Origin of the sequence: Granulicella aggregans, assembly GCF_025685565.1 — a bacterium.
GTDB lineage: Bacteria > Acidobacteriota > Terriglobia > Terriglobales > Acidobacteriaceae > Edaphobacter > Edaphobacter aggregans_B.
Genome location: NZ_JAGSYE010000002.1, coordinates 737313 through 749309, shown reverse-complemented (window position 1 = coordinate 749309; position 11997 = coordinate 737313). Strand labels below are relative to the sequence as shown.

The window sequence follows — 11997 nt, the reverse complement described above, 5'->3', positions numbered from 1 at the left end:
ACTGTTGAAGGGGGGTTGTGACGGTAGCTGGTCCAAGAGGGAAGCAGTGGACGTTAGTTATGCCGCTGCAGTTCGGCGTCGCTTGCGGGCTCTGTTGGGCCGGACAGCTTGACCGTCAGAGGGCTGGTTAGCCGGAAGCGGACGAGTGATTCAGCCGGAATCTGGACCTGCTGACCCCGGGTGATGGCCTGAGCTCCTGCACCGGCTCCGCCGCCTGCGGCTGCTCCAATAGCCGCGCCCTTGCCTCCGCCGAAGATGCCGCCAAGTACAGCACCGATGGCGGCTCCGCCACCGATCTTCTCCGTGCTGTTCTTTCCGCGGCCCTCACCGGCCTTGCTGTAGGCGTCGGTGGAGACGGGAAGATTCGCGCCGCGCGGATGGATGCTGGTGAGCTGGATGACGAGCAGGGAATTGCCCTTGAAGTGCGCGGCCTCCTGAACGGTGTCGACGCGTCCGCTGACCGCGGTGCCCTGGGGAAGGACGATGTTGCCTTCTACGAGGACGTCGGAGGCGAGAACGCCCGAAAAGCTATCGCCTTCCTGAGTGGTCGCGCTGTCGAGGGTCTGGTTGAGACGGACCGGGATGATGGTGTCAGCAGGCAGGGTGATCGAACGGGCGCGCGGCGGAGCCGGGGGCTGGGATGGGGCGGAGCGCTCGATAGGAGCTGGAGGTGGTGGAGGGGTAACCTGTGCCTGCTCAGGGAGCGCGGACATGGGGGCCGGCGGCGGCTGCACAGGCAGCACGGGCCTCGGCTTGCGCTCGGGGCGCGGTTCTTTATGAGCGGGAGCTGGGGGCAACGGAGCGACCGAGGCGGTCTGTGGCGTTGGAGCAGGTTGGCTGCTCACCACGGTGAGATTATTCACCACCGTCTTGATCCCCGGGATCTGGGCCGCGTCGTTGGCGGCGAGGGAGCGTGCGGCGTCGTTACTGGTCGTGCCGTTAAGGGTGGCGACGCCCTGTTGCACGGAGGCCTGGATGGGCTCGGAGGCGAGTGAGGTCTCACCCGCAATCTTAGTCTGGACGGCCTGTGTGAGTGACGCGTCGTCCGGTTGCGCGATATGCTTGCATCCGGAGATGGACAGGGTCGAAGCTAGCAGGGTGACGAGGGCGACGCCTGTGATGTACCCGTAGCTTCGTTCACTGGCGGCGGTCGGAGTCTTTGCTTCCGGACGGACAGTCTCGTTTGCGTGCATGTGCGTTCCTTCTTGTTCTAACCGGTGCATTTGCGATGCGTTGTGCTTCGTCTAGCCGATCTTAGCCAGTTTTGACACGGCATACTTGTATCAGACTCAAGTGGAGGCCAGAACGTCGCAGCAGTCTGTTGTCAGGCGCAACCAAAGGCTGGCTAAGGGCATCTTCCAAAAGAGCGCAAAGCTCGCCAGAAGGTGGAATTTTATGTGAGCGAGTGAGAAGCAGGTAATCCGATATAGACTTTCGATCAGGCGCCGATTACGAAGTATTCGATTCATCGCCACATAGATTCACTAAATCAGACACGAAAGATACGAGATAACGGAGGCAATCATGGCAGACAACGATAGCGGAGCGAGTGGATTCGGCTGGTTTCTTGCAGGGCTGGGATTAGGTGCTCTGGTGGGTGTGCTGTATGCGCCGAAGTCTGGCAAGGAGACACGCGAGGACCTCGTCTCCGGAGCCCTGGACGCGAAGGAGCGGGCTGCCGTTCTGGCACAACGCGGAGCAGAAGCTGCCAGCCAATACGTAGACCAGGGCAAGCAAGTGGTTGGCCAGTATGTCGACCAGAGTAAGCAGGCCGTCGGTCAGTATGTCGAGCAGGGCAAGCAGGTTGCTGGCGAGTACGTTGACAAGGGCCGCGAGTACTATGACAAGGGTCGCTCGCAGTGGACTGAGTATGTTGAAAAGGGCAAGAGCCTGGTCAACGAGCAGCAGGAGAAGGTTGCCGCTGCGGTTGAAGCAGGCAAGGACGCGTACGTCAACACGACTACCCACGGCTGATTTCACGTAGTGCGAACAAAGTTCCGACCTTTAGGCCGCCGTGCCGGGGGTGGCTGCGATGCAGTCCACCCCCGCTTGGCGTGTGGTTGACTTATTCTTTCCATTCGAAGACCTGCGCCGTGCGCAGAGACGGAGTTTGAACCATGTGGATGATGGCGGCGTGGCAGGGACTACAGAACGACTCGATCTCCGCCGGGAACACGCGGTTGTTGATGATCTTCGTCGGGATCGTTGCGCTCTCGATGTTTGTGCAGGCAGTTGTGGTTATTGTTGCCGCGATTGGCGCAACCAAGACGCAGAAGCGTGTTCTCTTGATCGCGGAAGAGTTGCGCGCGCGGGCGACTCCGCTCATCGATAAGGCAATTCCGATCATCGACAAGGCGGAGACGCTAGTTGAGGTGACTCTGCCCAAGATCCAGACGATCTCCAACAACCTCGTCGAGACGAGCGAGATCGTGAAGGCGAAGGCCAAAGAGTTCGATGTCACGCTGACTGATGTGAACCTGAAGACTCGGGCGCAAGTGGCGCGGGTCGATGGGATGGTTTCCTCGGCTCTCACCGCCACGGGCGCACTTGCGGAGATGGTTCACAAGGGGATTCGGACGCCTCTGGTGGAGGTATCGGGATTGGTGAATGGACTGAAGGCCGGGATCGATGTCCTGTTCAGCAAGTCTAAGCCGAAGTCTGTGGCAATTACGAAGTACGAAGAGTAGTGGGTTTGCTGCGCACTAACGGACCGAGGGCCGGGGCTCTCGGTCTCTTATGCTTCTGATGGCTGTTTAATAAATCCAGCCGCCGCCAACTACCTCGTCGCCTTGATAAAAGACAGCGGATTGGCCTGGAGTGATGGCGCGCTGTGGAGTGTCAAAGGTGGCGCTGGCTTGATCGCCGCCGTCGCTTGAGAGCGTGGCCCAGGCTGGCTCGTGGCGGTGGCGGATTTTGATCTGGACCCGCAGAGTCTCGCCGGGGGCAAGACCGGAGACAGAGATCCAGTTGACACGGTCGGCGCGGAGGTCGCGCGACATGAGGTCTTCGTCGGCTCCGACTGTGACCTGATTCGAGTCCGGGTGGATGTTCAGGACATAGAGCGGATTGGCCGAGGTAAGGCCAAGGCCCTTGCGCTGGCCGACGGTGAAGCTGTGGATGCCGTTGTGACGACCGATCACTTCTCCGGTTGTAGTGACGAGTTCTCCGGAGCTGTCGGGCAGTTTTTCGCCCTGCTCGTCCAGATATGCTTTGAGGAAAGTGGAATAATCGCCGCCGGGAATGAAGCAGATCTCCTGCGAGTCGGGCTTCGTGGCGACGTTGAGACCGGCCTCTGACGCCATCACGCGGACGGCGGGCTTCTGCATTTCGCCGAGAGGGAAGAGTGTGCGGGAGAGCTGCTCCTGCGTCAGACCGAAGAGAAAGTAGGTTTGGTCCTTCGACTTGTCTTCGGGGCGGGAGAGAATCCAGCGGCCACGCGACGCGTCGAAGTGATTGCGCGCGTAATGCCCGGTGGCGATGCGGTCGGCGCCGATCTGGCGGGCGGTGATGAGGAGCTGGTCGAACTTGAGGTGGTTGTTGCAGAGGGTGCAGGGAATGGGCGTGCGGCCGGCGAGGTATTCGCTGACGAAGGGCTTTACGACTTCAGCTTCGAAGCGGTCCTGCTGATTGACGAGGTAGTAAGGGATGTCGAGCTGTTCGGAGACGCGGCGGGCATCGTAGACGTCGTCGATGGAGCAGCAGCGGCCTTGAACGGCTTCAGGCATGCCCTCGTGGCCGGCGAGGCGGCGCTGGTTCCAGAGCTGCAACGTAAGGCCAATCAGGGTATGGCCCTGGGCGCGGAGCAGCGCGGCGACGGCAGAGGAGTCGACTCCTCCGGACATGGCGACGGCGATGGTCTCGTTTTGGGACGGCATAGACATCTCTTTTCATGATAGCGGGTTCGTGAGTTGGCCGGGGTACACTACGGGCATGAACCTGGATCTGTCATCGCTGGAGCTGCCGATTCGCCTGAGGCCCGAGACTCCGATGAGCGACTTGGAGTTTATGCGGTTCAGCGGAGAGAACGATCCCTTTCGCATGGAGCGGGAACCGAGTGGGGAGATACTCATCATGACGCCGGCGGGTAGCAAGACTGGATTGATCAATGGCCGGATCTTCGGAGCTCTCTTGGTTTGGGCGAACGAGGACGAGCGTGGACTGGCATTCGATTCAAGCACGGGATTCAAACTGCCGAGCGGTGCCGTTCGTTCTCCCGACGCGTCGTGGGTCAGCGAACGTAAATGGACTGCGCTAACGGAGGCCGAACAGGAGGGCTATGCGCCGCTGTGTCCCGAGTTTGTGATCGAGCTTCCTTCGCTGAGCGACCGGATTAAGGACGTGAAGAAAAAGATGGTGGACGAGTGGATCGCGAACGGGTCTGAGTTAGCGTGGCTGATTGAGCCGAAGACGCGGCGGGTGACGGTGTATCGACCGGGACAGGAGGCAGAGGTGTTGGAAGACCCTTCGTCTGTTCAGGGGACTGGGGGCGTGGCGGGGTTTGAGCTAGTGATGGAACGGGTTTGGGGACGGAGATAGATCAAGCTCGAAGGGCAGGCATTCTTCGAGGTGGAGAAGAGCATCGTGTTTGAACGCTATTCGGAAAGAGCCAGACGCTTGGTGTTCCATGCTCGCCATCAAGCCAGTCTTCGTGGGGCGAGCGAGATAGGGCCCAGCGACCTGATTTTGGGGGCGACTTGCGATGCGCATCAACCAGGATGCCCATTCCAGAAGCTGCACGACGATGCAGAGAGAATTCGTAGGCTGCTACAGTTTCCAGGCGCGACCGGCATAGCGGCGCCTGATCGAGATATCCCGCTATCAAGCGCGGGAAAGCTGGCGCTGGCCTATGCGATAGAAGAAGCTGAGCGCGATAACCGCTGGACGATTGGGAGCGATCATCTGGTGCGAGGGGCGCTGCGAACGAAGGATGGTTCGATTCGACGGCTGAAGAGGGCGGGTTACACGTTGCGCTTGATGCGGCGGTTTTCGCATGAGGCGCAGAGGGAGAATCCTGGGAGGCTGTTGTATGAGGGCGGCCCGTTTTTCGTTGCGTTACAGAGACTTAAGTGGCGCTGGTGGCGATTGACTCACTTCAGGCTATGGTTCGCAAAGAGATAAGCGAGCATCGGTGGATGGCTAGAAAAGCAGATCCTCCGCATGGTCGAAATACGATGAAACTGTATTTCGACCATGCGAAGGACGACAAGGGTAAGGATAGGTAAGGATTACGTTGACGCGTTTATTTTGCTGCGGGTGGCGTGGTGAGCGGTTTGGTGATGTCGTCGAGATAGGCGGGAGTGCCTTCCACGCGGATCATGGTTGGGTAGCGTTCGCCTTCGTGGTAGTTGATGTCAGCCAGGGTGACGAAACCGTCCTGTTCGAGGATGAGGTGGATAGGTTCGCTGATGCCTTTGGCTCTCTTCAAAGCTGCCTTGAGGTTGTCCGCTGAGAAAGTGCGACCATCGATGGCGTAGATCTTCTGGCCGGGTGCAAGCTTGGCCTGGTCGGCGGGGCCGCCCCAGCGGACATCGGTGAGGGTGCCGTCCTCGGAGGCGGTGATGCCGAGTGAGTACCAGGCATTCACTCCACTGGCGCGCCTGCTGCGTGCGGCGGCCATGGTCTTCTGGGCGTCGGAAGGTTTGTCGCTATAGACGAGCTTATAGCCGCCCCGCTCGATGCCGGCGAGGTCGGCGTGGGGGTTGATGTTGTCGATGCGCTCGTGAAGGAAAGTGGCCCAGTCGTAGGCGACGACCTGGTTGAGGTCGGCGATGAGTTCGGGGCGCTCGTAGGGGACGATGAGCGGGCCGGTGTTACCGCCCTTGGCGAGGAAGATCGCCTCAAAGTCGTTGAGGGATTTTTTGTTGTCAGTGAGCTTGCGGATGAGCGTGTCTGCATCGAGCCAGAGGAGCTCGCCCTCCTGGTAGTAGTCCTGCCCGCGCTTCCAGTTGGACCAGCTTGCGGTGCCGCCGCGCAGGATGCTGGAGGCGATTGCGGTGTCTTCGGTGGAGCGCCACTGGCGACCGGACTTGTAGTCGAGGTTGGCGGCGGAGAGCGCGAGCATCTCGCGATACTGCTGCTGGCTCTTGAGGCCGGAACGGGCAGCGAGGACGTTGCCGAGGTACTGCGTCATGCCCTCGTAGACCCAGAGAAGATCACCCTGCTGGGCGGTGGCGAAGTCAGGCTGATAGAGGCGCGCGGGGCGGCGGTACTTGCCGTTCCAGGAGTGGGTGAACTCGTGCGCGAGCAGATCGGAGTTCCCGAGTTGCTGCTCGTCGGAAGAGAAGCCTTTTTCGTTGATGCCGTTGTCGGAGGACTGCCCGTGCTCAAGGCCCATGCCGCCAGTGGCATCGCTGAGCGTGAGCAGCAGGTGGTACTCGTTGTAGTGGTGGGACTTATACATCGCGTCGGCTTCGCGAATGAGGTTGTTGATTTCCGCGATTGTGGAGGGGCGGATGTTGACGTCGTCGGGCTCGTCGGCGACTACATCGAGGAAGTGCTTCGGGGAGATTTCGGGAGCAAGGGCATACTGGCGATAGTAGAGGCCGGTGTCTACGGGGGAGTCTTCTAGCTGCTCGACGGTGGTGACGGCGAAGTGATGGATCATGTCGTCCGTCTGGCTTGTGGGCGTAAGGGCCGTGCCGACGCCCCAGCCCCTGGGAACGATGACGGTGGGCTCGACTGCGATCTTCGCGACTGGGATGCCAGCGGGGTAGAGGAGCAGGCCATCCCACTCGAGGGAGGCGAGGTGCGTGGTCTGGCGGCCGGGGTTGATGAGGTCGAGGTGGGCGTGCAAGCTGGTGACACCCTTCGGCACGGTTACATGGTACTCGTACATGTTCACATCGTCGCGGCGCCAGGTCAGGGTCTGACCGGAAGCCGTGAAGACGACGCCGGTGATGGAGTCGACCAGCGGTGTGGGACGGTGCGTGCCGGGAATCCACTTTGGGGTGGTAAGCGTGATGGGGCCCGGCTTGACCGGGATGTCGATCTCGGCGTGGTAGACCTTGCGAGGTGCTTCTGAGAGATCGGCGGTAATGCGAATGGGAGCGGTCTGGGCGGAGGTTGCGGTGGCTGCGGCGAGCAGTAATGCGGAGGTCTTAAAGATGGCGTGCATCAGGGTAGAGTAGATCCTCTCGGGCGATACTTGGATTTTGCGCTTGATTGTAGGACGAATCGGAGGACGGGAAGACGCAACGCAAATCACCGCCTTTGATGAGAGGTCGGTTGCTGTCTCAAACGATGCCCATTCATCGCCAATGCAAGAACGCGATGAATGGGCATCGAGAGGGGACTGCTTCTATAGGACTCGACCAATTGACATCGGTGGAGAGTTAGCTCTTCAGCGCCGTCTCGATGGCGGCCAGCACCATCGGATCATCCGGCAGAGTCTCCGGCGAGAAGCGTTCGACGACGCGGCCGTGGCGGTCGATGACAAACTTCTCGAAGTTCCAGAGGATGCCGGGAGCGGGGTTTGGCGGAGCGTAGTTTGCCAGCTTTGTGCGGAAGGCCCCTGGCTCCTTCGCCGCCGCTTCGGGTCTCTCCGCGATCAGGTCCTGGTAGAGGGGATGGGTTTCGGGGCCCGTGACGACGATCTTCTGGAACATGGGGAAAGAGACACCGAAGCTACCTTTGCAGAAGGTGGCGATCTCTTCATTGGAGCCGGGTTCCTGGGCTCCGAAGTCGTTGGCGGGGAAGCCGAGAATCTCGAGGCCGTCGGCTTTGTAGCGGGCGTACAGCTTTTCCAAGGCGTCGTATTGCGGGGTGAGGCCGCACTTCGAGGCGGTATTGACGATCAGGAGTGCCTTGCCACGATATTCGGCGAGCGAGGTGCCTTCGCCGGTGATCCGGTTGACTGGGATGTCATAGAGATTTGCCATATTTCAATTATTACCTGCGTTGGGGGAAGGTGTCGCGGTGAACGTCTACCCCAGCCGAGATATCGCCGGATGAAAGAAGTCGTAAAGATTGCGTAAGTTTCCGGCGGCTGGCGGGTTGAGATCGTTGACAGACCGGATACCATAACAATCGATATGGCAATTAGTGACGTAGTTTTTGGCAAACCCCTGGCAACAAGCGAAGAGCGCGGTGAACACATTGGCGTCGCGGCCGGCATCCCAATCTTTGGTCTAGATGCCCTGACCAGCGCGGCATACGGTCCCGAAGCGGCGATGGCGCTGCTGATTCCGCTTGGGCTTGCGGGTGTACATTTCATTGTTCCGATCATCTCGGCCATCCTGACCTTGCTGGTGATCGTCTTCTTCAGCTACCGGCAGACGATTGCGGCGTACCCGAACGGCGGCGGCAGCTATACGGTAGCGAGCGAGAACCTGGGCGAGAAAGCCGGGCTGCTTGCCGCAGCGGCGCTGATGATCGACTACATCCTGACGGCTGCGGTGGGTATCTCTGCCGGTGTGACCGCGGTGACTTCGGCAATTCCCGCGCTCGCCCCGCATACGCTGCTGCTCTGCCTGTTCATTCTCGCGGTCCTGGCGCTGGTGAACATGCGCGGCGTGAAGGATACAGGCACGGCGTTTATGTTGCCGACCCTGCTGTTCATCTCGACGCTGCTGATAACGATTGGCGTGGGTGTCTTCAAGACAGTCACAAGCGACTTCCATCCAGTGGCGAAGGGGGCATTGCCTCCACCCACGGCTGCTGTCGGCCATATCGTCGGGCTGGCAATGATCTGGCTGCTGATGAAGGCCTTCTCCAGCGGCTGCGCGGCGATGACGGGCGTCGAGGCTGTGTCGAACGGCGTGATGGCGTTCGGCGAGCCGCGAGCCAAGAAGGCCCAGATCACGCTGACCGTCATCATCATGATTCTGATCGTGCTGCTGTTCGGTACGGCGTGGCTGGCGAAGATGTACGGCATCATGGCGATGGAGCCGACCGATCCGCAGTTTCAGAGCCTGCTCAGCCTGCTGGTAGCGGCGGTCTTCGGACGGGGATGGTTCTACTACTCCACGATGGGCAGCGTCTTCCTCGCACTGGCGCTGAGCGCGAATACCGCCTTCGCAGACTTTCCGCGGCTGACCCGGGCAATTGCGATTCACGACTATCTGCCCCATGTCTTCATCCTGCGCGGTCGGCGGCTGCTGTTCTCGCACGGCATCTATGCGTTGACGGGCTTTACGGCGGTCATCCTGATCCTCTTCGACGGTGTAACCGACAGGCTGATCCCGCTGTATGCGATTGGAGCGTTTCTTGCGTTTACGCTCTCGCAGGCCGGCATGGTCATCCACTGGAAGAACCAGCATGGCGAACACAAGGGCGGCCGAATCTGGCATATGTTCGTCAACGGCCTCGGGGCATTGGCGACGGGACTGACCACGCTGGTCGTGCTGGCGTCGAAGTTCATGGCCGGAGCCTGGGTGACGGCACTGCTGGTACCGACGCTGATCCTCATCATGTACAGCGTGAAGAAGCACTACACCCGTGTCCACGCCGAGATGATCGACCGTTCGCCCATCAACCTGGAGAACCTGACTCAGCCCATCGTCGTCATTCCGATGGCGCACTGGGACCGGATTACGGAGAAGGCGCTCCGCTTTGCGCTGCTGCTGTCGAAGGAGATCAAGGTGGTGCATGTGCACTCCGAAGACGATCCCGACGAACTTGCGGACTGCTGGGACGAGATGGTGCTTGGTCCCTTGAAGGCACACAATATGCAGGAGCCGGAGTTGGTGCGGATTGCTTCGTCCTATAGGTTCATCATTGCGCCGCTGATGGAGTACATCCTGAAGCTCGAACAGGACAATCCGGATCGCAAGATCGCTGTGCTGCTGCCCGAACTCGTGGTTCGGCACTGGTGGGAGAACGCGCTGCACGGGCAGAGAGTGCAGTTGCTGAAGCTGCTGCTGCTGCTGAAGGCGAAGCAGCGGGTCGTCGTGGTGAACATCCCCTGGTATCTGTGAGGACCGGATGCTGTTCTCTCCTCATCTTTCGCAGGTTGAGCGCTCGGGATTCTCTCCTGTAACTTCTGTTGTTCACCTCTTCGTGGGTGGGTCGGAGTTGCATGGTGCCAAGGTTGGCGCGACCGACGATCTCGACCTCTATGGTGTGTTCATCGGAGCGCCCGAAGATGTACTGGGCTTAAATCCGCAGGAGCATTTTGTCTGGTCGACCGCGAGCGACGATCGACGGAACGGACCGGACGATGTTGACTTGACGCTCTATTCGTTGAGCAAGTGGGCGGCGATGGCGGCCAAGGGAAATGCAACTGCACTCCATTTTCTATTCGCGGATGCGACAGCCGCGAGTGCGCCGGTATGGTCGCTGATCCAGGATCAGAAGGAGCTTTTTCTTTCGAAGCGATCTGCCGTGCAGTTTCTTGGGTTCGCGGAGAACCAGCTCAAGCGAATTACGGGAGAAAAGGGAAAGGGAGCCAAGGGTACCCGGCCAGAGTATGAAGGCGCGTTCGGCTATGACACGAAGGCGGCGATGCACACTCTGCGGCTGCTATTTGAATGCACCGAGTTGATGCGGGAGGGAACAATCACTCTGCCCCGTCCGGAGAGAGAATTATTGATCGATCTTCGAGGCGGGAGTTGGACGCTGGATCGCTTTCTTGCCGAGGCGGAACAGGCGAGGGGCGACGCTGAAGTTGCCGCCGCTACGAGTGCGCTTCCTGATTGGATCGATGAGGGAAAGATATCCGCGCTGGTCGCCCGGGTTCATCTTTCGTTCTGGAGACAGACTTAGGCAACTGCCGCTACACGTTTCTTCCAGGTTGGCGACAAGCTGCGCAGCCGGTCTACGGCGGCGGGGATAATCTCCAGTGCGTAGTCGACTTCTTCGGCCGTGGTGAGGCGGCTTAGGGAAAATCGAACGCTGGCACGGGCGCGGGCCGACGTGAGGCCCATGGCGGTGAGGACGTGAGAGGGCTCGGTCGCGCCGGACTGGCAGGCGGAGCCTCCGCTGACTGACAATCCCTTCAGGTCCAGCGCAATGACCAGGGCTTCAGCTTCGACATGGTCGAAGTAGAGGTTCGAGGTGTTCGCGACCCGAGGAAGACCATCGCCGTTGACCCCGCACTCTTCGATGGCCGACAGGATGCCCCGCTCGAGGCGGTCTCGCAGCTCCGCGAGACGATCGGGTCCGCCATCAGCCATCCAGAATTGAGCCAGTTCTGCGGCTTTGCCGAGCGCTACGATGCCAGCGACATTTTCCGTGCCGGGCCGGCGCTGGCGCTCGTGCGTGCCGCCGAAGAACATGGGCGAGAGGCGAACGTTCCGCCGCGTGAAGAGGATGCCGGTGCCTTGTGGCGCGTACATCTTGTGGCCCGAGATGGAGAGGAGATCGACGTCCTTCAACTGCCCGGTCTTCGACAGATCAAGAGGGATCTTGCCAGCCGCCTGGACGGCATCAGTATGGAAGAGCGCGCCGTGCGCATGCGCGATGGCGGCTAGCTCCGCGATGGGCTGGATCACGCCGGTCTCGTTGTTCGCGAGCATGATGCTGACAAGCTTCGTGTGTGGCCGCAACGCGGCGCGAAGCGCTTCAGGCGTAATCAGACCCTGCGGGGTGCATTCGAGGAAGGTCACCTCGATGCCGCGATCGCGAAGTGCCTCGGCGGCGTGGAGAACGGCGTGGTGCTCGATCGATGTCGTAATGAGGTGAGCGGGTTCTTGGGAGATCAGGTAAGGCTGCATGACCCCAAAGAGGGCGAGGTTGTCACTCTCAGTGCCACCAGAGGTGAAGACGACCTCCGACGCGCGGCAGTGAAGGAGGCGAGCAACCGAGTCGCGGGCGTGGTCGACGGCTGCGCGGGCGTGTTGGCCCTGTTGATGGATCGAGCTGGCATTGCCAAAGTGCTCGATCCAGAACGGGCGCATCGCCTCGAAGACCTCGGGGAGCAGAGGCGTGGTGGCGTTCGCGTCCATGTAGATCCGGCGCATGTACTTAGGATACGCCGCGGGGCGCATTGGATTCAGTTGCTCGAGCGAGAAGGATGACAAGTGTGAAGGGAAGTATCTGGTAGGCTGGTCTCGTTTCTCA

10 protein-coding genes are annotated in these 11997 nt (G+C 60.4%); 5 read left to right on the top strand and 5 right to left on the bottom strand.

Going from position 1 to position 11997, the window contains the following annotated elements; all coding sequences use genetic code 11:
- Nucleotides 1-53 precede the first annotated feature (53 nt).
- The gene (locus OHL18_RS12780) at nt 54-1193 is read right to left on the bottom strand and encodes a BON domain-containing protein (protein WP_263375234.1); all 1140 of its coding nucleotides are present in this window, start codon (nt 1191-1193) and stop codon (nt 54-56) included.
- Nucleotides 1194-1524: 331 nt separating this feature from the next.
- On the opposite strand from OHL18_RS12780, the gene OHL18_RS12775 reads away from it, so the two are divergent.
- The gene (locus OHL18_RS12775; RefSeq protein WP_263375233.1) at nt 1525-1974 is read left to right on the top strand and encodes a YtxH domain-containing protein; all 450 of its coding nucleotides are present in this window, start codon (nt 1525-1527) and stop codon (nt 1972-1974) included.
- A 143-nt stretch (nt 1975-2117) separates the two neighbouring features.
- A complete protein-coding gene (locus OHL18_RS12770) occupies nt 2118-2687 on the top strand; it encodes a hypothetical protein (protein WP_263375232.1) in 570 nt (189 codons plus the stop codon).
- A gap of 66 nt (nt 2688-2753) precedes the next feature.
- Here the strand turns inward: OHL18_RS12770 and mnmA are convergent, their stop codons facing one another.
- Nucleotides 2754-3875 carry a tRNA 2-thiouridine(34) synthase MnmA gene (mnmA, locus tag OHL18_RS12765; RefSeq protein ID WP_263375231.1) on the bottom strand — a complete coding sequence of 374 codons (1122 nt, stop codon included), beginning with the start codon at nt 3873-3875 and terminating at the stop codon, nt 2754-2756.
- A 112-nt stretch (nt 3876-3987) separates the two neighbouring features.
- Between mnmA and OHL18_RS12760 the strand changes: the two genes are divergently transcribed.
- Nucleotides 3988-4536, top strand: a complete 549-nt coding sequence (locus OHL18_RS12760; protein WP_263375230.1) for a Uma2 family endonuclease — start codon at nt 3988-3990, stop codon at nt 4534-4536.
- Nucleotides 4537-5239: 703 nt separating this feature from the next.
- On the opposite strand, the gene OHL18_RS12755 is transcribed toward OHL18_RS12760, so the two are convergent.
- Nucleotides 5240-7114 (bottom strand): M61 family metallopeptidase, encoded by a 1875-nt coding sequence (locus OHL18_RS12755; protein ID WP_263375229.1) that lies wholly within the window; start codon nt 7112-7114, stop codon nt 5240-5242.
- A 217-nt stretch (nt 7115-7331) separates the two neighbouring features.
- Complete coding sequence (locus OHL18_RS12750) at nt 7332-7877, bottom strand: glutathione peroxidase (protein WP_263375228.1); 546 nt, start codon at nt 7875-7877, stop codon at nt 7332-7334.
- Nucleotides 7878-8030: 153 nt separating this feature from the next.
- Here OHL18_RS12750 and OHL18_RS12745 point away from each other — a divergent pair, with 153 nt between their 5' ends.
- On the top strand, nt 8031-9914 hold the full coding sequence (locus tag OHL18_RS12745; protein WP_263375227.1) for an APC family permease: 1884 nt from the start codon (nt 8031-8033) through the stop codon (nt 9912-9914).
- A 7-nt stretch (nt 9915-9921) separates the two neighbouring features.
- Nucleotides 9922-10701: a nucleotidyltransferase domain-containing protein gene (locus OHL18_RS12740; protein ID WP_263375226.1), complete on the top strand. Its 780-nt coding sequence runs from the start codon at nt 9922-9924 to the stop codon at nt 10699-10701.
- On the opposite strand, the gene OHL18_RS12735 is transcribed toward OHL18_RS12740, so the two are convergent.
- Entirely contained in the window at nt 10698-11897 is a 1200-nt protein-coding gene (locus OHL18_RS12735) for a cysteine desulfurase family protein (RefSeq protein ID WP_263375754.1), read from the bottom strand. The two genes, OHL18_RS12740 and OHL18_RS12735, sit on opposite strands and share 4 nt — an antisense overlap.
- Nucleotides 11898-11997 lie beyond the last annotated feature (100 nt).